Source organism: Streptomyces sp. NPDC046931 (genome assembly GCF_040644655.1).
GTDB lineage: Bacteria > Actinomycetota > Actinomycetes > Streptomycetales > Streptomycetaceae > Streptomyces.
The window spans coordinates 26,885-49,945 of record NZ_JBEYWX010000040.1 but is presented as its reverse complement, the minus strand read 5'-3'; the positions used below and the strand labels follow the sequence as shown (position 1 = coordinate 49,945).

The following is a 23,061-nucleotide window of genomic DNA, read 5'->3' as shown; positions in this document are numbered from 1 at the left end:
GCCCTGACGGCGATTGGTCTTTCCTTGCCCTGCTCCGCAGGGGTCCGATTCCTCCCCGGCCTGAAGGCCGGGGCATCCTCGGAGGTATCAGGTGAGGCCCTGCGACAGCGGGGCGTGTTGGGGGCGCTGTCGTTTCTCATGAACATCGAACACGACGCGCCGCCGGCGCCTTCCAAACTCGTGTACAGGTGCTGTCGGTACTCGTGAACGAAGCCACGGGTCCGTGGACGACTTCAGCCAGCCGTTGTCGAAGTAACCTGCAGGTGGTGTCGTTGCGGACCGTCTCACCGTCCGACGGCGGCAGGGAGGTCTGTCTTGGTGACCCGGCCCACCTTGTCGTACGTCGTCTCCGTGTAGACGTTCGGGTCGTTGTAGCGGGAGTCCGCCGGGTCGTACGGCTGGAACCGCTTGACCGGACGGTTCAGCTCATCTACGGCGTGCGGACCGTGAAGGCGTCGGCGGAGCCGGCCGCCGTCGCCCGCGGAGTGAGCAGTTTGCTGGTATTGCCGACCTGGTCGTACTCGAACTTCATCGACCGCGTCGTGGTGCCTCGTGAGGGACCTTGACCTTGGTCCGCTCGCCTCTCTCGTCATACGTGATGAGAGTGGTGTTGTTCTCGGCATCCGTGGACGACATGACCAGCGGGTCCTTGTCGTAGCCCTTCCTAGTGGTCTTGCCGGCCGCGTCGGTGACGGCCGTGACCCGGTGGTCCAGGTCGTAGTCGGTCTTGGAGGTGTAGTCGGTCGTGTCGGCCGTTGCGTTCTTCTTCGGATCGATGACCTGGCTGACGTTGTCGTACTCGTACGAGAGCTTGTGGCCCTGCGCGTTGACCACTGAGGTGAGCTGGTAGACCTTGTCGTAGTAGTTGCCAACGCCGTGGGACGGGCGAGCGCACCAGGATGCCAAGAAGCAACGTGCGGATCGGATACGGCCGCATACCCTACGCATGACCGCACCAGTCGCCATCACCTGTCTGTGAGGAGGACACCGATGCCCACCGATGGCCCAGACCCGCAGACGCCCGGCTGCGCGGCCGAGCAGGTCGACACCGGCCGGCCGCATCCCGCCCGCATGTACGACTACTACCTCGGCGGCACCCACTACTGTGCGATCGACGCCGAGACCGCCGAGGAGGTCCTGCGACGTGCCCCGCACGTGCTGGACAGCACCCGCGGCGCCCGGGCGTGGATGCACCGGGCGGTGCGCCACCTGGCGGCAGCCTACGGCGTGCGGCAGTTTCTCGACCTGGGCGCGGGCCTGCCCGTCGCACCGAATCTGCACCAGGTCGCGCAGGAGGTGCATCCGGCCTGCCGGGTGCTGTACGTGGACAACGATCCCTTGGTGGGGGCCAGCGCCAGTGCCCTGCTCGGCTCCGGCCCGGCCGGGCAGGTTGTCTACCGGCACGGGGATCTGCGCCGGCCCGCCACGGTGATCAGCGAGGCCCGGGCGGCGGGCCTGTTCGACTGGGGCCGGCCCATCGCACTGGTGCTCTCCGGTGTCCTGCATTTCGTCCCCGACGAGGACGACCCCGCCGGTCTGCTGCGCGCGTACTGCGACGCGCTGCCCGACGACAGTTATTTGGCGCTGTCGCACGGCACCGGTGACTTTTCCCCCACCACGGCCGACGGCGCCGCTGTCTATGCCGAGCGCAAGGTTGCCGCCCCCATGGTGCTGCGCAGCCACGCCGAGGTCGTCCGGCTGTTCGACGGCACGGCCCTGCTGGAGCCGGGAGTGGTGCGGCTGCCCGAGTGGCATCCGGAGCTGGGTTCCACACCGCACCCCGAGGAGACGCTGGGCTACGATCCGGACCAGGTCCACAGCTACGGCGGCGTCGCCCGGATCCGGCCCCCGCACACCACCGAGTCCGGTGGTTCATGACATCCATGCCCATCGTCATGCGACGCAGACTGGCCCGCGCCAACGCGCGCACGGCCGGTATGGTGGGCGGCGCTGCCAAGCGCGAGCAGCGGCCGGTGGCTGACGCAGTGCCGAGGAGGCCGGTCATGAGCCTCATCACCGAGACGCTGCCGCACATTGTCGGCGGTCTGGTCGTCACCGCCTGCTCGCCCTGGTTTCCTGCGTGGCTGTCAGTTACCTCCATAGTTGCCACAGTGCTGGATCTCTGACCTTGGGCGCGGTAGTTGTATCGGCAGGAACGAACCCCCTGTGTGACCTGCCGTTGTGTGGGCATCTCTGACTTGATCATGCTGCTGACCTGGGATGCAGCAGTTCAAGCGGGAAGTGTTGCAACCCCACTGGTAAATCCTTTGGAATCAGGTGATGTGATCGAGCTGATCAAACATGTCATGGCCATGCCATTACCGAAAGGCTCCCCTGGCCTGTCGTCCCGCCCACCTGCTGACTCGCAGCTCCGTTCGGGAACTGCGGCCAGAGCCCTGAATCCGGCGCTGACCGCGATTCCGTGAATGATCTTGGTGCTGCGGCAGGCTGCGCAGAATCGGTTTCACCTCTCGACCGCGCTGCCGAAGTGGCACGTCGTACGCCTGGCCGTCGGCCCAATGTTTGCCTCGCCACGGTGTGGGGTGCAGGCGCTTGACGCCTTGGGGTTGCGCGGCGGCAGCGTGGGGGAGCGCCGGATTACCGTTGAGGCGCTTGCCTTGGGCAGGATGGGCGCATGACCGAGATCCGCACACCCCGTCTCCTCCTCCGTAGCTGGCACGACGACGACCTCGCGCCGATGGCGGACATCAATGCAGACCCACGGGTTATGCACTGGATCGACGACGGCTCGGTGCGCGACCTGGACCACACGGCCGAGGACATCGAGCGGTGGGAGGAGGAGTGGGACGAGGAGGGCTTCGGGCTCTTCGCCGTCGAGCTGCTGGCCTCGGGCGAACTGATCGGCTTCACCGGACTGTCCGTGCCCGAGTTCCTGCCGGAGGTGATGCCCGCCGTGGCGATCAGCTGGCGGATCGGCTCACAGTTCTGGGACCAGGGCTATGCGTCCGAAGCCGCCCACGCCGCGCTCGAGTTCGCGCTCCAGGACCGCGGCCTGGACCGCGTCATCGGCATCAACCGGGTGGGGGACGACGCCTCCGAGAACGTCATCCGTAAGCTCGGCATGGTGCCCGAGCGGGAGACGGCACACCCGGTGTACGGCTACCCACTGCGCGTTCACGCCATCGATCTCACCGAGTTCCAGGCGTGAACCGACCGAGCCGTCGATCATCACAAGACAGCCGACCACTGTCCCTACGTCCCTGAGCGCATTGATCGCGACGGTACGGACACCAAGGGACGGATTGGTGTCTTCGAGTCGCTGACCTGCGCTTTCGCGGAGCTGCGGCCAGAGCCAGATTCAGATAGCGCCATCACCATCTCGCGCCTTCGGGCCCGACTGCGGTTGCTGGTCGATCAGCTTCCAGGTCACCTCGTTGATGTCCCGGTCGTGATGCCAGTAGGCCAGTGTGCGTGTGGCGACCAGCCGGTCGAGCAGTTCGGCGGTCTGGTGGGGTGAGTGAACCGTTCCGGGTTCGATAGGGACTCGATCATTTGAGAGGATCGAGTCATGGCACGTCCTTCCCCCTACCCCGTTGAGCTGCGTAAACGAGCGGTCCGCATGGTCGCCGAGGTACGTCCGGAGTAGGACACAGAGTGGGCCGCGATGAAAGCGGTCGCGGCCAAGCTGGGCATCGGGACGACCGCAGGCTATGTGGGCGGTCCATGCGGCGAGGTGCGGCAGGGGCAGGGTGGTGCGTGCGCGGCAGCCGGGGCAGCGGAGCCAGTCGTCGGTGTCGGTGTGGAAGAGGCGTGTGTAGCGGTTCGCCACGCGGATGTCGTTGCTGTACAGGTGGTCGGGGCGTTCCTGTGTGTTGCAGGACTGGCAGACGGGGGCGCGGACGTAGCCGTGTTCGTGGCAGTGGTCGAGCAAGGTGGCGGGCGCAGTGCGGCAGACGGCGCACGCCCATCCAGCCACCTTGCGGGAGGTACCGGGCTTCCTGCTGAGCACCGAGTACAGCCGGCCTTCCAGCTGAAACCGCCACCCCCTGGAACTGATCCCGCAGCCGCTCCGGGTACGGCCCGTACTCGCCTATCGGCAGGAACGGCTCGATCAACTTCCACTGCGCGTCGGAGAGTTGCCTGCGTGTCACGATCGTCTTCCTACCGGATCCCCCTTCCCGAAAGACCCGGATCGGCAAGATTGATCACGACATCACACAGGCCCTTAGTTCTGCTGCTGTGGGTGGGCCCGCTCCCTGACGGGCGCACGTGAGCGCGGCCGTTCGGGCGGCGACCGTCAGCGCGTCGCCGAGAACCGCGGGCAGTCGGTCGGTGCCCGTAGCCGTGCGCAGTGCCGCGCGTGCCGTTGCTGCCTCGGCTCCGGGGCCGCCTGCCAGTAGGCCGGCATGCAGCAGTCGGCTGGTCAGGCCTGCCATGAACGCGTCGCCCGCCCCCACGGTGTCCATGACCTGGACGGATACCGGCGCTATGTCCTGGCAGCCGTGTCGCCACCAGGCCCGGGCGCCGTTCGCTCCCAGGGTGAGGACGACCAGCGACGGGCCGTTTCGTGCCCAGCGGGCTGCCGTCTTGTCGGGGTTCTCGCCCGGGTGGAGCCAGGCCAGGTCCTCTTCGCTTGCCTTCACCACGTCGCTGATGACGACGAGTTGTTCCACCCGTTCACGCTCTTGCTCCGCGGGGCGGAGCAGTGCGGGTCTGAGGTTGGGGTCGTAGGAGAGGGTGGCTGAGGTCCGCAGGGCGTGCAGGGTGCTGTAGACCTGGTCGGCTCCCGGGCTCAGGGCGGTGGCGATGGATCCGGTGTGGACATGTGCCGGGGGGCCGTCGCGCAGTGCTTCCTCGACGGCCGCCGAGAGCGCCCAGGTGATGTCGAAGGTGTAGTTCGCGGCGCCCTTGGCATCGAGTACGGCGGTCGCCGTGGAGGTGGGGGAGTTGACCACGGATCCCGGTGCCAAGTCGACCCCACTGCCCTCCAGGTGCTTTCGCACCAGCCTGCCGAGGTGGTCGTGTCCCACGCGGGTGGCGAGTCGGACGGGGTGGCCGAGTCTGCCCAGGCTTAGGGCGACGTTGGCGGGGCTGCCGCCGGGGTGGCTCCGGCGCGAGCCGTCGGGGGCAGCGATGACGTCCACCAGTGCTTCGCCGATGACGAGCGCCGGGAGCCCGGGGCCTGCTGTGTCCCCGCTGCCGACCAGGACTCCCGGCGCCAGCTCGGAGCGGGCCTGGCCGTGTCCGTGTTCGGTACTTCTGGTCACGGCAGCACCTGGATCTTGCGGCCCTTCCCGGCCTGGAACTGCCGCAGGGCTTCGGCGTAGTCCGTCAGCGGCAGCCGGTCGCTGATGAAGATGTCCGGGTCGAGGACGCCGCCGGCGAACAGCTCGGCGGCGCGCTCGTAGCTGTGCAGGACCGCCATCGAGCCGGTGATCGTGATCTCCTGGTTGTAGATCCGGTACGGGTCGATGGTGGCCCGGGTCGCGTAGTCGGCGACGCCGAACTGCAGGTAGGTGCCTCCCTTGCCGACCCGGCCGAGGGCGTCTTGGATGGCGTGGGCGTTGCCGGTGGCATCGATGACCACGTCCCAGCCGCGCGGGCGCTCGATTTCGTCGGCGGTGGTCACCGCGTTGCTGCAGCCGAGGGTGCGGGCGGTGGCGAGCCGGTCCTCGTTGATGTCCACCATGTCGACGGTGGCTGCTCCGGTGCGCTTGGCGAGTTCCAGCATCATCAGGCCCATGGTGCCCGAGCCGTAGATCAGCACATTGCTGGCGAGGGAGGAGCGCAGGATGTCGTACCCGCGTACCGCGCAGGACAGCGGTTCGATGAGGGCGGCGTCCTCAGTGCGGACGTGGTCGGGGAGCCTGACGCAGTTGGCGGCGGGGGCGAGCGTGTACTGTGCCGCGCCGCCGGGGACGGAGACGCCGATGGCGTTGAAGCGTTCGCACAGGTTGCCGCGCCCAATGCGGCAGTAGTGGCACTCGTGGCAGTGCAGCGAGGGGTCGACGGCGACCCGATCGCCGACCTTGAGGTCGCGTACTCCGGTTCCCAGGGCGATGATCTCGCCGGCGAACTCGTGCCCGGGAATGATGGGTAGGGTGGGGGCGAACTCGCCCTGCAGGATGTGGAGATCGGTGCCGCACAGGCCGCAGGCGGAGACCTCGATCACCACCTGCCCGGGGCCGGGTGTGGGGTCGTCGACGGTCTCGACGCTGACCTGGCCGGGCGAGTGGATGACGGCGGCTTTCACTTGACTGCTCCAAGGGACAGGCCCTGGACAAGTTTGTCCTGGGCGGCGAACCCGGCGATGAGTACCGGTAGGGAGATGCAGACGGCGGCGGCGCACACCTTGGCCAGGAAGAGGCCCTGGCTGGTGACGAAGCCGGTGAGGAATACGGGCGCGGTGCCGGCGACGACGCCGGTGAGCACACGTGCGAAGAGCAGTTCGTTCCAGCTGAAGATGAAGCAGATCAGCGAGGTGGCGGCGATGCCGGGGGCGACGACGGGTGCGACGATCCGGGCGAGGACGGTGGGCAGTCCGGCGCCGTCGATGGAGGCCGCCTCCAGGATCTCGACGGGGACCTCGGCGAGGAAGGAACGCATCATCCATACCGCGATCGGCAGGTTCATCGAGGTGTAGAGGATGACCAGCAGCGCGACGTTGTCGAGCAGGCCGCTGTCCTTGGCGATCAGGTAGATCGGCAGCAGCCCGGCCACCGAGGGCAGCATCTTGGTGGACAGGAAGAAGAACATCGCGTCCGACCACTTGCGCACCGGCTTGATGGACAGCGCGTAGGCGGCCGGGATCGACAGCACCAGTACCAGGAGCGTCGACATCAGACTCGCGGAGAATGAGTTGATCAGCGGCGGCCAGGGAGAGACGCCGGTACTCACGCCGAAGAACTCCCGGTAGCCCTGGAGAGTCAGCAGCGCCCCCACGCTCGGCGGGTTGGTCGCGGCGTCGGACTCGCTGTGCAGCGACGTGAGCACCATCCAGGCGACCGGGAGGAAGAAGACGGTTCCGCAGAGCCAGGCCAGCAGGCCGAGCGCACCGCGCTTGCGACGTGCCAGGAAGCCCCCGGGAGTGTCCATGGGCGTGGCCATCAGCGGGTCTCCTCTCGGAGCAGGGACGAGACGGTCCTGAGCGCGAAAGTGCCCACGAGGAGGGAGCAGATGACGACGATGACGCCCTCCGCGGAGGCCTGCCCGTAGTCGTGTGCCTGGTAGAAGGTCTCGTAGACGGTGTAGGGCAGGTTGGCGGTGCCCAGGCCGCCGGCGGTGAGGGTGAAGACGGCGTCGAAGTTCTGCACCACGTAGATGCTGCCGAGCAGGGCGGCCAACTCCAGGTAACGGCGCAGGTGGGGGAAGGTGAGGTAGCGGAAGACCTGCCAGGTGGTCGCACCGTCCACGCGGGCCGCCTCGACGGCGTCCACGGGGCGGCTCTGCAAACCGGCCAGCGTGATCAGCATCATGAAGGGTGTCCACTGCCAGATCAGCGATGCCTCCACGGACATCAGTGGCAGCGAGGACAGCCAGTCGGGCTGCGGCGCGCTGTCGCTGCCGAACAGACTCCACAGCCAGGTCAGCGATCCGTTGATCAGCCCGTAGGTGGCGTTGTACAGCGCGTGCTTCCAGAGCAACGCGGAGGCCACGGGCACGACGAGGAACGGTGTGATCAGCATGGTGCGGACGATGCCGCGGCCACGGAACTTGCGGTCCAGGAGCAGGGCCAGCCCCAAGCCCAGTGCCAGGCTGACCAGGACCACCGTGGCGGTCAGGGTGACGGTCGTCAGCAGGGAGGAACGCAGCTCCGGGTCGGTCACCGCATTCTTGTAGTTCTGCAGACCCGCGAAGGCCTTGTTGTTCGGGTCGAGGGCGTTCCAGCGCATGAACGAGATCGCCACGGTTCCGACGAACGGCAGCTGGGTGACCACGATCATGAAGATCAGGGCCGGGAGCAGTGGGGCCCGCCGGGCCCACGCCCCGCGGGATCGCCGTGGGGGTGCCGCCGGGTGGGCGGTCTGCGGCGCCCGGGCACGCTTGGTGAGCGGGTGAGTGATGGTCATCGGTACGTCTCCGCTGTGCTCCGGTGCCCCGGTCCCGCGGGGGCGGGACCGGGAGGCCGTGAGCGTCGGGTGGATCGGGAAGGGGTCACTTGGCCGCGTGCTTGGCGGCGACCTTCTCGGCGAGCGCCTGACTGGCCTTCAGCGCCTGATCGACACTGGTCTTGCCGGCGATGGCGGAGCTGATCTGCTGGGAGACCTGCGTGCCCAGGTCGGTGAACTCGGGGATGCCGACGAACTGGATACCGGGGGCGGGCCGCGGCTGCACACCGGGGTTACTCGGGTCGGCGGACTTCAGCGCGTTCGCGGTGGCGGTGGCGAAGGCCGAGGCCGCAGCGACGTACTTCGGGTTGCTGTAGGTGGAGGTCCGCTTGCCCGCCGGGACGTTTGACCAGCCGAGCTTGGCGCCCACCAGGTTCTCGTATTGCTTGCTGGACGCCCAGGAGATGAACTTCCAGGCGTCGTCCTTGTGGCTGCTCGCCTTCTGCAGACCCCAGGCCCAGGTGTAGAGCCATCCCGAACTCTTGGTCTGGTCGACCGGTGCGGGCGCGTAACCCATCTTGCCGGCCACCGGCGACCCACTGGCTTCGAGCGACCCGGCCGCGGAGGTCGCGTCGTACCACATGGCGACCTTGCCCTGCTCCATGTCGTTGAGGCACTCGGCGAACCCGGACTGCGGGGCGCCCGCCTCACCGTGGGCCCGCACCAGGTCGACATAGAACTTGGTCGCCTTGGTGAAGGCGGGGCTGTCGACCTGGGCCTTCCAGTCCTTGTCGAACCAGGTGCCGCCCATGGTGTTGACCATCGTGGTCAAAGGAGCCATCACCTCGCCCCATCCCGGGAGGCCGCGCAGGCAGATGCCCTTCATCCCGGACTTGGCGCCGTCGGCCTTGGCGGCCAGGGCGGCCACCTGCTCCCACGTGGGGTTGGCCGGCATGGTCAGCCCCTTCTCCTTGAAGATGTCCTTGCGGTACATCAGGAAGGACGACTCGCCGTAGAACGGCTCGGCGTATATCTGGCCGGACCCCGTCAGGGACTGCTGCATGGCGGGCAGGATGTCGCTCTGGTCGAAGGCGGTGTCCTTCTTCGCGTACGAGGTCAGCGGGGCGAGCCAGCCGTTCTTGGCGTAGATCGGCGTCTCGTAGTTGCTGATCGTGGCCACGTCGTACTGGCCGGCCTGGCTGGAGAAGTCCTGGGTGATCTTGTCACGGACGTCGTTCTCGGGCAGCACCGTGAAGTTGACCTTGATGCCGGTTTCCTTGGTGAAGTTGTCTGCCGTGAGCTTCTGCAGGTCCGCCATCTGCGGGTTGTTCACCATCAGCACGTTGATGGAGTGCGAGCCGGAGCCGCCCCCCGAGCCACCCGCGCCCGCACAGGCCGTGAGCAGAGCGCCGCACATGACGAGCGCGCCGAGCGGCATGGTGTGCCGCAGAACAGTTCTTCTGGAGTTCATGATCGTCCCTTTCATCAAATGTCGGGTGTGAGCAGCGAGGATGGGGGGGCGGGAATGTGGGATCGGGCAGACGGGGGTGTTCGGCTGACTGGACAGGGGGTGCCGTCGGAGCGGCTCCGGTGAAGCCGCCCGTGGCCGTAGGGGCGGGCTGAGCTGGTCAGACCCGGTGGACGCGGGGCCCCATCAGTGAGTAGCGGTGCGCTTCGGCGCTGGAGAGCCCGGTGTCGGTGACGATGGCCTCGAAGTCGTCCACCCCGGCGAAGCGGCAGAAGCTGCTCGCGCCGAACTTGCTGTGGTGCCCCATGAAGACGCGTCGGCGCGACACAGCCAGTGCCTTGGCCTTGACGTCGGCCACCACCGGGTCGGGGGTGGTCAAGCCGAGCTCGCGGGAGATGCCGTTCGACCCTAGGAAGGCCAGGTCGATCACGAATCGTTCGAGCATGGCGCAGGCCCATGAGCCCACCGTGGCCAGCGTCCGGGCCCGGACTCGGCCTCCGAGGAGCAACACGTTGAGCTGCGGGGAGTCCACGATCGCGGCTGCGGTGGACAGTGACGCGGTGACCACGGTCAGGGGCCGGTCACAGGGGAGGAGGCCGGCGAGGAGCTGGGGGGTGTAGCCCTCGTCCACGAATACCGTCTCCGCGTCACCGAGGAGCTTGACGGCCTCCGCGGCAATACGGCGCTTGTCCTTGACGTGCAGGGTCTCCCGTTCAGGGAGGCCCGTTTCGAAGCCTGCGCCCTCGACTGGATAGGCGCCGCCATAGGTGCGGCGGATCAGGCCCCTGCGTTCCAGGACGCTGAGATCGCGGCGGACGGTCTCCGGTGCGACGGCCAGGTCGACGGCCGTGGTGGTGACCTCGACCCGTCCCTGGTGGCGGGCGAGCGCGAGAATCCGGCTCTGACGCTCTTCGGCGTTCATCGCGCTCACCTCGCCTTCCGTTCCGGTCCGGGCACGGCGTGCCCGGTCTTGCCGGTCTTTTATACCAATCAGCTTTTGGCGCAAAGCGGCCCACAATGGGCCTGAAATCGCCCGATGATGCCTGATGGGGCTACGTGAAACCGCAGGTCACGGCATTGCCATACGTTTTGTACCATTCATCGTTGCCCGTATGGACCGCTTGCAGTGCCCGGTTCGGGCAGACAGCGGACTGTGACTGACCTCATCGCTGCTCATGCTCCTCCAGTCCGGGAAGGCCGGGCGGCACGATTCGGCAGGTCTGATCGGTCCGCCGAACGATGCCGGATGCGTCGTCGGCCGGGCCGTGTGGGTCGGTGCATGGATCACGCGTGCTGCGCACCGGGAGTGCGTCGTTCGTCTACACGGCGCAGGCGACGGCGGCCGCCGGCCGCTTGAGGGGGTGCCGACAGACGAATAGCTGGGTTGGACGTGTGCCTCCGCGTGCCGAGGAGGGTGGGCGGCCGGGGCAGCGGCGCCAGTCCCGGGGTTCCAGGGCCGGAAGTGTCGTGAGAGGAAGATGCCGAGCTTGCCCGGTAGTCACGTCGCAGGCTCCTGCCAGATACCGGATTTTGGTCGGCTAACAGCGGCTAACCTTCGGTCGATTCGACGAGTGTGCGCGCGGATCGGCATGCAGCTGGCGCTCGCCACGACCCAGCGCCCGCCCTGGCCACTCAGAAGGGGACGACGAAGTAGAACACCAGGCCGAACCTCCGTGGCAGAGCCTCGTCGCCTGGCTAGTGCTGTGACCGCATTGGTTCACCGGGTGAGACGGAAGGATCTCGCGCATGTTCGAAGAGAAGCTCGATGCGCTCTCGCAGATGATGGCCGAGCACATGGCCACGCCGTTCCCGCCAGGCTTCCGCAGTCTGGACATCGAGGACCAGGACATGGTGATGCTTGATGCGGACGCCTACGGCTACGCCCAGGGCGTGCTCAAGGGACCGCTCGACGAACAGCGCGGCAGAGGCTTGATCCGGCTGACGGCGGTTTTCGAAAGGGTGCTCCCGGCGATCGACGACGCGTACGCGGCCGGCTATTACACGCACGTGCGCAACATGGCGGTGCTGGCCGCCGAAATCGAGACTCTGCGCGAGAAGTAGCCCTCCGACCAGGAAGGTTCGCCCGGCCCGCGGTGACGGCGGTTGGATGTGCGGCGACGTCCGGTCCGACCGTTGGAGGTGTGGTGGCCGAGCCCGTCCGTGTGCGCAGACTGACCGACCAGGAGGGGCAGAAGCTGCAGCAGATCGTGCGCCGGGGCAGCACCAGTTCGGTGCGCTACCGGCGCGCGATGATGCTGTTGGCCTCGGCCGGCGGGAACCGCGTCCCGGTCATCGCCCAGCTGGTGCAGGCGGACGAGGACACGGTTCGCCACGCGATCCACTGCTTCAACGAGATCGGCCTGGCCTGCCTGGACCCTCGCTGGGCGGGAGGCCGTCCCCGCCTGCTCAGTCCTGACGACGAGGACTTCGTCATCGCGACGGCCACCACCCGCCCGACCAAGCTCGGCCAGCCCTTCACCCGCTGGTCGATCCGCAAGCTCGCCGCCTACCTGCGACGTGTTCACGGCCGTGTGATCCGGATCGGCCGCGAGGCGTTACGGTGCCTGCTCGCCCGGCGCGGCGTCACCTTCCAACGCACGAAGACCTGGAAGGAGTCGCCAGACCCTGACCGCGACGCCAAGCTCGACCGCATCGAGCACGTCCTGGAACGGTTCCCCGACCGGGTGTTCGCGTTCGACGAGTTCGGCCCGCTCGGCATCCGGGCCCACCGCCGGAGCTGGTTGGGCTCCCGCCGGTCATCCCGAGCGGCACCCCGCGACCTGCCACCGCACCCACGGCGTCCGCTACTTCCACGGCTGCTACTCGGTCGGCGACGACACCCTGTGGGGCGTCAACCGCCGCAAGAAGGGCGCCAACAACACCCTGGCCGCCCTCAGGTCGATCCGGGCGGCTCGACCGGACGGTGCCCCGATCTGCGTCATTCTCGACAACCTGTCCGCCCACAAGGGCGAGACGATCCGGCGCTGGGCCAGGGAGCATCATCTCGAGCCGTGCTTCACCCCGACCTACGTGTCGTGGGCGAATCCGATCGAGGCCCACTTCGGGCCGCTGCGGCAGTTCACGATCGCCAACTCCAACCACCGCAACCAACGCCGTCCAGACCCGGGCCCTGCACGCCTACCTGCGCCGGCGCAACGCCAACGCCCGCCACCCCGACGTCCTCGCCGCACAACGCCGCGAGCGCGCCCGCATCCGCAGCGAGAAGGGGATCCGCTGGGGCGGACGGATGCGCGTCCCCGCGTCCTGACCATCGCGGTGAAGGCAAGCTCGCAGGCGAGCGATAGGGTCACCCGCGTGCGGTCCTGACGCAGGCCCACCGCAGGCGGCACGGGAGGCCGGATGACCAGATGGCGGCGGTTCGAGCGGCAAGAGGCAACCCTCCAATACTGGGAGATCCGCCAGGAAGGCATCCGCTGCTTCCTCCGCTGGGGCTCCGACCGAACCCCCGGCAAGGCGAGCACAACAATCCTCGATGACGAGGAACAGGCGCGGCGCCACGCAGTACGCAAGATCAACGAACGTCTTCGCAAGGGCTTCACCGAGGTGGAACCTCCCTGCGATCCGGCAGAAGCCGAGACTGGTGCGCCAGTGCTGGACGTCCTCACCAGGGCCGCCAGCACCTACGCGCCGGTGCCGGAGTTCCTGCCAGTCGACGGTTTCGACCAAGTCTTTCGCTGCGCGCGCACGCCCGATCACCCGATGGGCTTCTTCGAGTACTACGTGCTGCGCGAGCAGGGTCACAGCGCGGTCCGCTTCGCAGTGCGAGCCGGCAGCCATCAGGACGCGGTGGTTGCCGGGTTCCTTGACTTCCTCTGCTCCAGGCGTGACCTCGCCTTCGAAGGCCGGTCCCACCACAAGGTGGCATTGCCGAGTCCGGTCGGGTCCTTCGACCACGCGCTGTTCTGCTCGCCGGCACTGGGCCGAGCCTGCGCCGCGTATCCGGCAGCGGCAGCGCGGGTCGCGACAGCCTTCCCCATTTTCAACTGCGAGATCGGGGACGAGGACCCGGAGGTGCTGATCGACGCCCGCATCCACGGTCACGCCTCGCTGCCCTACAGCGACTGGGGACGAGCGCCGTATCCCGCCGTTGACCTGCGCTTCGACATCCAGCCGTCATTCTATCGACCGTCACCGAAGTTCAAGATCTATCGGCCGAGCGACGTCCAGAAGCTCCTGGACGTACTGCCGACGGCATCGCCACAGAGCTGGCTGGAGGTGCGGTCCTTCCGAGGCGAAACCACGCGCCTGAAACCCGACACGACCATGTCCTTCGCTGACGTGATGTCCCTACTGATCAACTGAAGAAACGGCCTGGCTGTCGTCGGCCGCAGCCCCGGGCTTCCAAACGTCAACAAACTGCAGCCGGTGAACCTTCTCGGTCACGGCACTAGTAGGACTCCGTTAGGTCTGTCTGCCTGCCGTGGTCAGGGGCATGAGGACTGTGTGGACGCACATGAAGTAAATCGTGTTCGGGCGACGTTGGCATTATTCGTGGCGGATGTGTTCGCCTCGGTGCCGCGTAAGGACCAGCGGGCCAAGGGCGACTGCTATCTGCGGGGACTGATGATGGACGGTCGCCGCAAGTCGATCCACGCCATGGCCTCGCGGCTGCCGGACGGCAACGAGCAGAACCTGCAGCAGTTCGTGAACCAGTCCACGTGGGATCCGGTGCCGGTGCGCCGGCGGATCGCCGAGCGGCTGGTGCCGCGGATCGGAGCGGACGCCTGGGCGGTCGATGACGTGTCGTTCCCGAAGGACGGCAGGATGTCGGTCGGTGTCGCGCACCGGTACTGCGGTGCGCTGGGCAAGCAGGCCAACTGCCAGGTCGCGGTCAGCGTGCACGCGGTCTCCGATGCGGCCTCGTGCCCGCTGAACTGGCGGCTGTTCCTGCCCCGGGAGTGGGCCGATGACGCTGTCCGGCGCCGGCGGACCGGCGTGCCCGAGGACGTCGGGCACCGGGAGAAGTGGCGCCTGGCACTGGACGCCCTGGATGAACTGGCCGTATGGGGACTGGTGCCGCCGGTGGTGGTGGCCGATGCCGGCTACGGGCAGAACGCCGACTTCCGCGCCGGCCTGGCCGCGCGGGACATCGCGTACGTGGTCGGCATCCGCGGCGATGTCACCGTCCAGCCGCATGACGCGCACCCCGCCGCCCCGGCCTGGTCCGGCAACGGCCAGCCGCCGGTTCCCCGCTACCGGCAACCACCGGTGCCGGTGGCGGACCTGGCAGCGGCCGCCGGATGGGAAGCCTTCACCGAGGTGACCTGGCGGGAAGGCTCCCGCGGCCCGATGACCTCCCGCTTCCTTGCGGTGCGGGTCCGGCCGGCCGGGGTGCGCCCGCGTCGGCTGGCCCAGGCAGCCGCGGTGGCCCGGCACGGCCGGTGGGACGGTGTCCTGCCGGAGGTGCGGTTGCTGGCCGAATGGCCCGACGGCGAGGCCGAACCGACCCGGTTCTGACTGTCCGACCTGCCCGACGACACCCCGCTCACCGACCTGGTCCGCCTGGCGAAGATCCGCTGGCGCATCGAGCACGACTACCGCGAACTCAAGCACGGCCTGGGCCTGGACCACTTCGAAGGCCGCTCCTGGAACGGCTGGCACCACCACGCCACCCTGGTGAGCGCCGCCCACGCCTTCCTCACCGAGCAGCGGCTGGCCCCAAAAGCCGACACAGCGGACTCAGTGCGTTGTGGCAAACCGGATCTCGTTCGGAGCCTGCGGTGCGGGTGATCATTCGGACAGAGATGCCGGTGTGGTTGTGGGCATGAAGAAACGGGCCCCTTGGTAGTGACGTGGTTGTTGAAGCCGGTCACGAGCATGGAGACCCGTTGTCTGACGAGTTGGCCATCTCTGCTGTGCCTGCGTCCACTGCGGTCACCCCTGGGTGTGACTGCTACGTCCACAGGTTCGGTTCGATCGCTCCGGGTCGGCGGGTGCGGTGCTATCCGAGTGACATGACGGATGCGGAGTGGGCCGAGGTCCGCTCCGCGATGCCGGTGCCGGCATGGCTGCTCAAGCACTGCCGCCCGGCACCGTGACGCGGGGGGCGGCAGCGGGGTTCGCGTCAGGAAGGCGTGTGCTCAGGCGCCTGCGACGGCCAGTTCGTCGTTGATCACGGACTCGGCGCGCTCGCGGATGCCGGAGGAAGGGCCGCCCTGAGGTCTACCGACGGGCGGGGCCGCCGTCGACCGGGATCCGGTAGAGCACGTAGGGCTTGCGCCGAAGATCGACGCCGGCGTTGTATGCGGCCTGCCGGTTCAGCTGATTGGCCATCACGTACAGGTTCCGGTCGTAGCCGATCGACAAGGTGTCCGGCCAGATCAGCCGGTTGTCGTGGACCAGGGTGCGGAATCGCCCGTCGGTGTCGCGGAAGACGAGTGCGTTGTGCTCGATGTCGCCTCCGTACACGCGGCCCGCGTTGTCCGTCTCCAGCCCGTCGGACATCCCTTTCGTGCCGAGATTGCGAACGGTCTTCGCGATCTCGGAATCCGCTACCCGGCGGTCGGTCAGACCGCTCGTCGGCACGGAGTACAAGGTGCGGCTGGACAGGGGGCAGTAGTAGAGGGTCTTGCCATCCGGGCTCAGGGCGATGCCGTCCGACCCGATGTTGATGGGGCTGGTGGGACCGTGTGCCGGCCGGTTGAGCATTCGCTTCCCGTCGATGACGGGAACGAAGTCGGGCACCGGGCGTACCGAGGGCACGTTGTTCAGTCGGCGCCAGGATGTCCCGGACGCCAGATCCACGACGATCAGCCCGTTGGGGCCGTCCGAGGAGGCGTCCGTGAGGTAGGCGGTGCCCGCCTTGCCTCGGGTGAGGTCGAGTCGCACATCGTTCACGAAACTACGGGGGCCGGCGACCTGACGGGGCAGCAGGATGGTCCGGATGACCTTGTTGGTGCGCAGGTCTATGGCGACGAGTTTGGGCCCGCCCACTGGTGCGTTGCCGAACTGGATGCGCCCGGTGTCCACGACCCACAGCCGGTCGGCGGCGTCGACGACGACGCTCTGCACCCCCAGGAAGTGATGCGCGGGGTCGCGTGTGTCGGCGGTGTTGATCTCGCGGTTCGGGTAGGGGACGGTTTTCCCATTGCGCACTTCGGCGACCGAGTACTGCACCTTGTCGCCCCAGTGGGGGAAGTTCACGAACACCCGGTCGGTGCGTGAGACGCTCACTCCTGTGGGCATAGCCCCGTTGAATTCCGCGACAGGCTGCAGGCGTTGCTTGTTCTGCGCGGGTGCGCCGGGAGGTTCCCTCGAATCGACCTGCGAGCTCACCAGGGATGTCTGGGTAGCGCTGCCCCCGATACAGAGGGTCGCCAGCAGTGCGACGACGCCGCGGCTCGATATCTTTCTCCCAGTCACGTCCTGCTCCTGTTCCGAAATTAGGAACGAGAATTTCGGGGCAGTTGATCCGTCTGTTCTTTTGCGGTCATGAGAGCCCATACAAACCTATGACCGATGAACGGGGATCGCAACCAGGAGCATGTCTCCGCCGGCCGGCGGAGACATGCATGCAAACACGCTCTCCACAAGTTCCGGCACCCTCCGGAACTTGTGGAATCGAATGCTAACGCGCAGTCGTATCCGGGGCAAAAGCTTCACTCGTTCTGTTGATCGAGGAGGGTGCGATGCCGTCGGTGCTGGGGTTGATGGAACGGCGTGAGGCGCGGGCGAGGCAGGATCTGGAGTCCTGTACGGAGGTTTTGGAGCAGGCTCAGGCGGAGGTGGATGCCGCGCGGGAGCGGGTCGAGCGGGCCCGGGTGGGGCGTGAGGAGCTCGTGTCGGTGCTGGCGGAGGAGAGTCCGGTGAATACGCCGGTTTCCGTGCCGTCTGGTGGTGAGACGGCTGCCGCCGTGGGAGCGGGCGGCTTGGGGGCGGGCATGGCGAGCGGCCGCCGGTGTGGCGGTCGGGGATGGGCGAGGAGGCGCTCAGCGGCCTGTACCGGGAGGTGTTCGCCGCGGTGGTGACTGCGTCGGGGCCGGTGAGCGGGGTGGAGTTGACGCGGGCGGTGGGCCGGGAAGCGGAGATCAAGAACGAGGTGGAGAAGATCCGTCACCGTGCCTACGTGCTGGAGAAGCGGGGCTGGCTGGTGCGGGCGAAGGACGGACGGTTCACACCCGCGCCCGGGCCAGTCGGTCGGGGCGCTTTTCCGGCCAGCGCGGAGCGTCTGCGGCCAGGCGCCGGGACAGCCTGATCACGGCGGACCACCACACCATCGCCGCGCGGTGACCGATCCGACGTGGGGCGATGTCACGGTCACCGATGTCGAGGCCGACGGAACCCGTTGGCCGATCCAGGTCGCTTTTTGTGCGGCCGGCCGACGCTGGAAGACGGCGTTCGAGATCAGCGATGTCGCGGACGAGCGGGAGCCGCTGCCCGAGGAATTCGGTGAGGAGATGGCGCAGGAGCTGGCGTCGCTGGCGGTCACCTGGGTCCTGGAGTGTCTCGCAGCAGCGGTTTAGGGCCGGGGTACCGGAACCTGCGTCCTCTCCGGCAGGAGCGGCTCGATCCGCGCCCACCGCTCATCCGAAGACGATCCACGGTGATTCCCCTACGCATCGGACAACGCTCACTCACCGCCCGGACACGCCCCACGGGGCCGATCCGCCTCATTGTTTTAGCCATTGTATGGGCTTGCCGGGAAACAAGTCGTGGCTTCCGGCTGCTGGGATCGTTGTTCTGGTATGGGGAGAGTGGAGGGGATCGAGGCGGTCCTGGCTGCGAAGTTCCAGGCCTTGTTACCGCATCTGGACGAGCGCCAGCGCCGGCTGGCCATAGGGCAGGAAGCGCGGTCGTTGGGGCATGGCGGGATCAGGCTCGTCGCCGCTGCAGCCGGGGTCCGGGAAGTGAAGTTTCCCCATGATCTTGGACACGTGATGCTTACGCCGCGAGGGCGTGTCCTTGCTCGTGACGCTGCCGGATCTCCAGTGGGGTGAGGTAGCCCCAGAGTGGATGCTTCCGCAATCGCCGTCGGTTGTAGAAGGTCTCGGCGCGACCTGCTCGAACGCCTCCTGTCACCCAGACGCCTGCGCAGCCAGCCCCGCGTCGTCAAACGCAAGATGTCCAACTATCGGCTCAAACGCCAGGATCCGTCCCGCAGCATCCGCTCCACGGGCAGGACCCGGTTGGCGGGCACCCGCCACAACAGACCGGCGGTGAAGGCCCGCCACAGCGGCACGCCCAAAAACTGCCGGACCGCAGCGCGGTTGCCGCGCGCCGGTCGACGGCCGCCCCCTCCTCCCGCGCCTGGCGGCGCACCATGGCCACCGCGTCTGCCGTATCCCACGCCCCCACGCTGCCCTGACCTTCGCACGGGCCCCAGCACCGGCCGCCGTCCACGTGCTCATAACCGATGATGTGACCCGACCCGTTGCACTTGTAGCAGGGCTCGGCCCAGTACCCGGTGCCGCGCCGCTCCTCCCACTGGAGGGGCCGCCCCTCCCGCTCGCAGGTGATCTCCAGCATCCTGACCGGCCAACCGGCCAACCGGCCAACCGGCCAACCGGCCAACCGGCCCGCCGCCCCTCCCGCTCCCTCAGTTGGGGCTCGGGGACGTCCCATGCGCCGCGGGGCGCCTCATGCGCCGCCGCCACGGCTGCCGCCTTGGAGGAGCCTTCGTCCAGCTTCGGACCGCCTTCCCGCGGGGTGACGACCCACAGCCCACGCCCGGCGCGCTTGACCTCGCATCTCGAACGGTTGTCATATTTGCCACAATTGCGGATTGATTGGGCGTCAGGTTCACCCACAGCCTGTTGGAACTGCCTCGCAGAACGCCGGACGTGCGGCTTGCTCCAGGAATGGAGTCAACGATCGGTTTTAAGCCGCAGCAGTGGCTCGACTGGTGCAACAATCGGTGACTTCATAGTGAGGTAGGCCACATCTCGCCCGTCGAGTTACGAAGCCAACCGCTATCGAGTAGCCACATAAACACAGCTCGTAGCACCTGACTGAGAAGTCCCCGGGCCCGTGATGGTCCACACGTAAAGTACCGGGGCATGTGGCACCCTACCAACGCTCATATTCCTTGCGGTAAATTGAAATACCGTCACCACGAACCGACATCTGTGGTCGGTAGCGTGGGGAATCAGCCGAACGAGGGGAAAACCAAGGATGTTACGCAGGCAACCAAGAAATATTCGCCTCGCCACGGCCACAGCAGTGTTCGCCGCTGCTGCGGGCATGGGAATCGTCAACGCTCCATCAGCCGCGGCATCACCCGAGCAGTGTCAGGTTGGATACTTCTGTGTCTGGCAGAACAGCAGCTACACCGGCCGGTTCTACGCAGCGCCGGGCAGTGTGCCCAACATCGGTGCTTTCATGAACGATAGGACGACGTCGTACTGGAATCGCACCACGTCCTGGGTCACTTTGTATAGCGACTCGAACTACCGGGACTGCATGACTGCGGTGCCGGCCGGGGGGTCAGCCGCGGCCATCGCGCCGAATCTGAACGACAGGATGACCTCCTTCACGATCTCCCCTCGCCCCACCTGCTAGCCCGAACCGGAACGCCGGTCAAGGGCTTTCGGGCGCGAGTGACCGGAACTGCTCATAGTTCGTGAAGTGACGGACGGAGATTGCAATTTACTCCGCCGATATCGCCCTGGCATCGCGATGTCCACAAATGGACGCGGTTGCCTGCGTACTCGCCGCGGCTTTTCTGGGCGCCCGCGCCGAGTTAAGTGTCGTGGCCGCCGACCTGGGTCTGGGAGCCGTGGCCGCCGACGGGGAGGCAAGGACGCGGGCCGCACTGCCGTGCGCGGCCATCGCCTGGCTGGGAGCCGGAGGCGTCGCGGGCACCCTGAGCTGGGGCCTGGGGGAGGACTATCCGTTCGGCTACGCGCTGACGGCCTTCCAACTCCTCGTCGGCACCGTGTTGCTGCCCAGGCACCTGCGGCGCTCGGCCCACCGGGCCGCCGCGGGCGCCCGGGCGGGCCGCAGCGGACGCCAGTGCCGTGACTGGGATGGTTCGCCGGGTTGACGTCCGCGTCAACCCCAGGCCATCCGTCTTCACAGGGTGTGTGATCACATAAGTTGTGGCTCCTCGAAGATGTATGAGAAGGAGCGACAGTGGGCGAAGATTCTCAGGTGGCAGTGCTCGCAAAGGTTCTGTCAACGACACACGGCGTGGATGAGCGGATCGACTGGAGTGCGGTCGAGGAGATCTGGGGGACCCGGTTTCCGGCCGACTATGTCGCCTTCATGGAGGTGTACGGGGCGGGCAGCGTCAGCAGGGAAGTTGGAATACTGTTGCCGATTCCGCGGTCCGATGCTTATTCCAGGTCAGCGCGCCCGACATCCCTCGCACTCACCTGGGCTCCGGAGCCGTGTGCGCAGGCTCAAATCGTGCCGGGGGGCAGTTCGCATGAAGTGCGGAAGACCCCGCCACCCCTCAGGGCGCTGGATGCGGGGTCTTCGTGTATCTGCAGCCGGATGCCGCCGAGCGCAGTCCGATGACGGCTACTGGTGCAGCCGCGACGCGTCCCGGCAGGACTCGGAGCCCGAACAACGGGCGAGCGCGGTCAAGGTCTCGTGCAGGGCTTTCTCTTTCCCGTCGCTCAGACTGCCTGCGAGATTCTTAAGCTCAGCGGGATCGGCCTGCGTGTCGTAGTATTCGCGTTCCCCGTCCGCGTACTCGACCCAGAGACTGTCCGCGGTCCGAAGCGCCTCGTACGTCGGCGGATTGCCGCTGTCCTTCGGAGCCGCGTCGGGATCGCCCTTGGACGTTCCGGGATGGTGATGCTCGACCAGAACGGACTCACGCCAGTCCTTCGGCGACGATCCGTGGAAGAGGTCGACAAGGCTGAGACCGTCCACGGCCGAGGGCGGCTTCAGCCCCGCGAGCTGCTGGAACGTCGGATTGAGATCGGTGTTCTGCACCAGCTGGGAGGCGGTCCGCCCCGCTGGCACATCCGGTCCTGTCACCATCATGGGGACGCGGATATCGGTGTCGAAGGCGGTCTGCTTGCCCGGCCGCAGCCGGTGCTCACCCATGTGGAAGCCGTTGTCCGAGCCGAAGACCAGATACGTGTCGTCCGCGAGCCCCTTCTCCTTCAGCACGTCCTCCAGGCGGCCGATCATCCGGTCGACGGCCTGAACCGAGCGGACCCGCTTGGCGAACTTGCGGTCGATCTGCGTCTTCTCCTTGTCGCTCAGGGGCTTGAGATCGGCCTGCCACTTCGGCGCCTGCGCGGGCAGCCGATCGTAGGCGGCGCTCTTGGGTGCCTTGAGCCCCGGGTAGCTGTTGGCGTCGCGGGGCGCGGGCGTGGAGGGCTCGTGCGGCGCGAAGGTGGCGAGTTCCAGCATGAACGGCTTGCTGTCCGCCGCCGAGGAACCGATGAAGGAGACCGCCTTGGCGGACACCACGTCGGTCAGGTAGTCCTGCGGGTCATGGCCGTAGTGGACGACCTTGCCGTTCTCGTTGAGGTCGTAGTTGAACTCTGGATACCCGTTGCCGGCCACGTCCCATTCGTTCCAGCCCGGAGGCACATACGGGTGATCGGTGCCGCTGGTGTCCTTCGGCTGGTAGCCGTTGAGGTACTTGCCCATGAAGCCGGTGCGGTAGCCGGCCTTCTGAAGAGCCGGCGCGTAGCACTTCTTCTCGTCGCCGTTCTTCATGAAGGCGCCATAGCCTCCGTCGTCCCCGTTGTTGGTGAAGACCCCGGTGTTGTGGGGGTACTGCCCCGTGAGTATCGAGGAACGCGAGGGGCAGCAGAGCGAGTCGGTGACGAAGTAGTTCGAGAACGTCGTCCCCTGCTTGCTCATCTGCTGAACGTGCGGCATATACCGCACGAGATTCCAGGAGAGATCGTCGGTGAGTACATAAATGATGTTGGGCTTGCGGCTCTGTTCAGAACTCCCCGCCAACGAGGATGCGGACGCCCCGACCGCGGCGCTCTTGCCGGGCGCTGCCGAGCACCCGACGAGCAGCGCGGCGGCCATGGCAACCCACAGCAGCACCTGCCCTGCCGCACTCCTGCCTGGTGACGATCCGTGCATGCACTCTCAACTCCCTCTAGTCCGCCGGTCGGTGGCCAGCGAGAGTAAGAGCGCTTCTTGTGGATTCCTTGTGCCGAAGGGCCCAGCTCATCAGCCGAGGTGCGCGTCCCACAGGCCCGGTGCCGAGGCCGAGGTCTGGTTCGGCTTCTTTCAGTGCTTGGTGTTCTTGCCATGTCTGTTTGGCCCGGTCGGGGCGAAGGGGGCCGGGCAGGTGGCGGAGCCGGGTCCGCCGATCCTGCATGCCGGTGTCGTTGTCAGTGGCGAGGTCTGGGGCTGTCGCCGGACGCGGTCGAGCGGGTCTCGCGGCTGTGGGGCAAGTACCGGCGGGGGTTGCTCGGTGATCGTCCTGCACAGCGTCGGCGGGATCGGGGCATCCCCGCACTCGGGGGTTGCGCCCCGGCAACGGTGGTGTGCTGTTCGAGGACGCCGCTGTCCCCGCACCCGCGGGGGTTGCCCCGGCAGGAGCCGAGAAGAGCCACCGCTCAGGGGTCGTCCCCGCACCCAGAGGGGGGCTCGCCCTGCTGCACGTCAATGACCACAGCGCTGTGCCGTCCCCGCACCCGC

20 protein-coding genes and 3 pseudogenes are annotated in these 23,061 nt (G+C 67.3%); 13 read left to right on the top strand and 10 right to left on the bottom strand.

Annotated features, from left to right (window positions below):
- Nucleotides 1-207: hypothetical protein (locus ABZ876_RS37465; RefSeq protein WP_361790337.1), on the top strand; the 207-nt coding region annotated here is incomplete at its 5' end.
- Between the two features lie 321 nt (nt 208-528).
- Here the strand turns inward: ABZ876_RS37465 and ABZ876_RS37460 are convergent.
- The gene (locus ABZ876_RS37460; protein ID WP_361790334.1) at nt 529-906 is read right to left on the bottom strand and encodes a hypothetical protein; all 378 of its coding nucleotides are present in this window, start codon (nt 904-906) and stop codon (nt 529-531) included.
- Between the two features lie 84 nt (nt 907-990).
- On the opposite strand from ABZ876_RS37460, the gene ABZ876_RS37455 reads away from it, so the two are divergent.
- The 4 genes from ABZ876_RS37455 (at nt 991) to ABZ876_RS37440 (ending at nt 3,169) form a co-directional block, all read left to right on the top strand.
- Nucleotides 991-1,878: an SAM-dependent methyltransferase gene (locus tag ABZ876_RS37455; RefSeq protein ID WP_361790331.1), complete on the top strand. Its 888-nt coding sequence runs from the start codon at nt 991-993 to the stop codon at nt 1,876-1,878.
- Between the two features lie 5 nt (nt 1,879-1,883).
- Nucleotides 1,884-2,126: a hypothetical protein gene (locus ABZ876_RS37450; RefSeq protein WP_361790328.1), complete on the top strand. Its 243-nt coding sequence runs from the start codon at nt 1,884-1,886 to the stop codon at nt 2,124-2,126.
- Between the two features lie 57 nt (nt 2,127-2,183).
- Complete coding sequence (locus ABZ876_RS37445) at nt 2,184-2,426, top strand: hypothetical protein (RefSeq protein WP_361790325.1); 243 nt, start codon at nt 2,184-2,186, stop codon at nt 2,424-2,426.
- A gap of 209 nt (nt 2,427-2,635) precedes the next feature.
- On the top strand, nt 2,636-3,169 hold the full coding sequence (locus ABZ876_RS37440; protein ID WP_361790322.1) for a GNAT family N-acetyltransferase: 534 nt from the start codon (nt 2,636-2,638) through the stop codon (nt 3,167-3,169).
- Nucleotides 3,170-3,838: 669 nt separating this feature from the next.
- On the opposite strand, the pseudogene ABZ876_RS37435 reads toward ABZ876_RS37440, so the two are convergent.
- From ABZ876_RS37435 to ABZ876_RS37405, 7 genes and pseudogenes are all read right to left on the bottom strand, one after another.
- A pseudogene (locus ABZ876_RS37435) lies at nt 3,839-3,937 on the bottom strand (endonuclease domain-containing protein); the annotation flags it as partial.
- 229 nt (nt 3,938-4,166) lie between these two features.
- Nucleotides 4,167-5,228, bottom strand: coding sequence for a carbohydrate kinase (locus ABZ876_RS37430; RefSeq protein ID WP_361790319.1), 1,062 nt, complete (start codon nt 5,226-5,228; stop codon nt 4,167-4,169).
- Complete coding sequence (locus ABZ876_RS37425) at nt 5,225-6,214, bottom strand: zinc-dependent alcohol dehydrogenase family protein (protein ID WP_361790316.1); 990 nt, start codon at nt 6,212-6,214, stop codon at nt 5,225-5,227. The genes ABZ876_RS37430 and ABZ876_RS37425 overlap by 4 nt, the downstream gene beginning before the upstream one ends.
- Nucleotides 6,211-7,068 carry a carbohydrate ABC transporter permease gene (locus ABZ876_RS37420; protein ID WP_361790313.1) on the bottom strand — a complete coding sequence of 286 codons (858 nt, stop codon included), beginning with the start codon at nt 7,066-7,068 and terminating at the stop codon, nt 6,211-6,213. The genes ABZ876_RS37425 and ABZ876_RS37420 overlap by 4 nt, the downstream gene beginning before the upstream one ends.
- Entirely contained in the window at nt 7,068-8,030 is a 963-nt protein-coding gene (locus ABZ876_RS37415) for a sugar ABC transporter permease (protein ID WP_361790310.1), read from the bottom strand. The genes ABZ876_RS37420 and ABZ876_RS37415 overlap by 1 nt, the downstream gene beginning before the upstream one ends.
- A gap of 85 nt (nt 8,031-8,115) precedes the next feature.
- Nucleotides 8,116-9,447: a sugar ABC transporter substrate-binding protein gene (locus ABZ876_RS37410; RefSeq protein ID WP_361790346.1), complete on the bottom strand. Its 1,332-nt coding sequence runs from the start codon at nt 9,445-9,447 to the stop codon at nt 8,116-8,118.
- Nucleotides 9,448-9,637: 190 nt separating this feature from the next.
- Nucleotides 9,638-10,399, bottom strand: coding sequence for a DeoR/GlpR family DNA-binding transcription regulator (locus ABZ876_RS37405; RefSeq protein WP_361790307.1), 762 nt, complete (start codon nt 10,397-10,399; stop codon nt 9,638-9,640).
- Nucleotides 10,400-11,223: 824 nt separating this feature from the next.
- Here ABZ876_RS37405 and ABZ876_RS37400 point away from each other — a divergent pair.
- From ABZ876_RS37400 to ABZ876_RS37385, 4 genes and pseudogenes are all read left to right on the top strand, one after another.
- Complete coding sequence (locus ABZ876_RS37400) at nt 11,224-11,538, top strand: hypothetical protein (protein ID WP_361790304.1); 315 nt, start codon at nt 11,224-11,226, stop codon at nt 11,536-11,538.
- A gap of 83 nt (nt 11,539-11,621) precedes the next feature.
- A pseudogene (locus tag ABZ876_RS37395) lies at nt 11,622-12,745 on the top strand (IS630 family transposase).
- A 92-nt stretch (nt 12,746-12,837) separates the two neighbouring features.
- Nucleotides 12,838-13,800, top strand: coding sequence for a WGR domain-containing protein (locus ABZ876_RS37390; protein ID WP_361790301.1), 963 nt, complete (start codon nt 12,838-12,840; stop codon nt 13,798-13,800).
- Nucleotides 13,801-13,941: 141 nt separating this feature from the next.
- Nucleotides 13,942-15,228, top strand: a pseudogene (locus ABZ876_RS37385) (IS701 family transposase).
- A 432-nt stretch (nt 15,229-15,660) separates the two neighbouring features.
- Here the strand turns inward: ABZ876_RS37385 and ABZ876_RS37380 are convergent.
- Nucleotides 15,661-16,671 (bottom strand): L-dopachrome tautomerase-related protein, encoded by a 1,011-nt coding sequence (locus ABZ876_RS37380; protein WP_361790298.1) that lies wholly within the window; start codon nt 16,669-16,671, stop codon nt 15,661-15,663.
- A 739-nt stretch (nt 16,672-17,410) separates the two neighbouring features.
- Here ABZ876_RS37380 and ABZ876_RS37375 point away from each other — a divergent pair.
- The 4 genes from ABZ876_RS37375 (at nt 17,411) to ABZ876_RS37360 (ending at nt 20,479) form a co-directional block, all read left to right on the top strand.
- Complete coding sequence (locus tag ABZ876_RS37375) at nt 17,411-17,692, top strand: hypothetical protein (RefSeq protein ID WP_361790295.1); 282 nt, start codon at nt 17,411-17,413, stop codon at nt 17,690-17,692.
- Nucleotides 17,693-17,723: 31 nt separating this feature from the next.
- On the top strand, nt 17,724-17,960 hold the full coding sequence (locus ABZ876_RS37370; protein ID WP_361790292.1) for a hypothetical protein: 237 nt from the start codon (nt 17,724-17,726) through the stop codon (nt 17,958-17,960).
- Between the two features lie 1,648 nt (nt 17,961-19,608).
- The gene (locus ABZ876_RS37365; protein WP_361790289.1) at nt 19,609-19,995 is read left to right on the top strand and encodes a peptidase inhibitor family I36 protein; all 387 of its coding nucleotides are present in this window, start codon (nt 19,609-19,611) and stop codon (nt 19,993-19,995) included.
- Nucleotides 19,996-20,122: 127 nt separating this feature from the next.
- On the top strand, nt 20,123-20,479 hold the full coding sequence (locus ABZ876_RS37360) for a hypothetical protein (RefSeq protein WP_361790286.1): 357 nt from the start codon (nt 20,123-20,125) through the stop codon (nt 20,477-20,479).
- A gap of 479 nt (nt 20,480-20,958) precedes the next feature.
- Here the strand turns inward: ABZ876_RS37360 and ABZ876_RS37355 are convergent, their stop codons facing one another.
- A complete protein-coding gene (locus ABZ876_RS37355) occupies nt 20,959-22,497 on the bottom strand; it encodes a sulfatase (RefSeq protein ID WP_361790283.1) in 1,539 nt (512 codons plus the stop codon).
- Nucleotides 22,498-23,061 lie beyond the last annotated feature (564 nt).

Coding starts and splice junctions, on each gene's coding strand:
- ABZ876_RS37365 (WP_361790289.1), top strand. CDS start 19,609: ATGTTACGCAGGCAACCAAGAAATATTCGCCTCGCCACGGCCACAGCA.
- ABZ876_RS37410 (WP_361790346.1), bottom strand. CDS start 9,447: ATGCCGCTCGGCGCGCTCGTCATGTGCGGCGCTCTGCTCACGGCCTGT.
- ABZ876_RS37420 (WP_361790313.1), bottom strand. CDS start 7,068: ATGGCCACGCCCATGGACACTCCCGGGGGCTTCCTGGCACGTCGCAAG.
- ABZ876_RS37450 (WP_361790328.1), top strand. CDS start 1,884: ATGCCCATCGTCATGCGACGCAGACTGGCCCGCGCCAACGCGCGCACG.
- ABZ876_RS37455 (WP_361790331.1), top strand. CDS start 991: ATGCCCACCGATGGCCCAGACCCGCAGACGCCCGGCTGCGCGGCCGAG.
- ABZ876_RS37355 (WP_361790283.1), bottom strand. CDS start 22,497: ATGCACGGATCGTCACCAGGCAGGAGTGCGGCAGGGCAGGTGCTGCTG.
- ABZ876_RS37400 (WP_361790304.1), top strand. CDS start 11,224: ATGTTCGAAGAGAAGCTCGATGCGCTCTCGCAGATGATGGCCGAGCAC.
- ABZ876_RS37415 (WP_361790310.1), bottom strand. CDS start 8,030: ATGACCATCACTCACCCGCTCACCAAGCGTGCCCGGGCGCCGCAGACC.
- ABZ876_RS37405 (WP_361790307.1), bottom strand. CDS start 10,399: ATGAACGCCGAAGAGCGTCAGAGCCGGATTCTCGCGCTCGCCCGCCAC.
- ABZ876_RS37375 (WP_361790295.1), top strand. CDS start 17,411: ATGGGCGAGGAGGCGCTCAGCGGCCTGTACCGGGAGGTGTTCGCCGCG.
- ABZ876_RS37390 (WP_361790301.1), top strand. CDS start 12,838: ATGACCAGATGGCGGCGGTTCGAGCGGCAAGAGGCAACCCTCCAATAC.
- ABZ876_RS37440 (WP_361790322.1), top strand. CDS start 2,636: ATGACCGAGATCCGCACACCCCGTCTCCTCCTCCGTAGCTGGCACGAC.
- ABZ876_RS37360 (WP_361790286.1), top strand. CDS start 20,123: ATGGACGCGGTTGCCTGCGTACTCGCCGCGGCTTTTCTGGGCGCCCGC.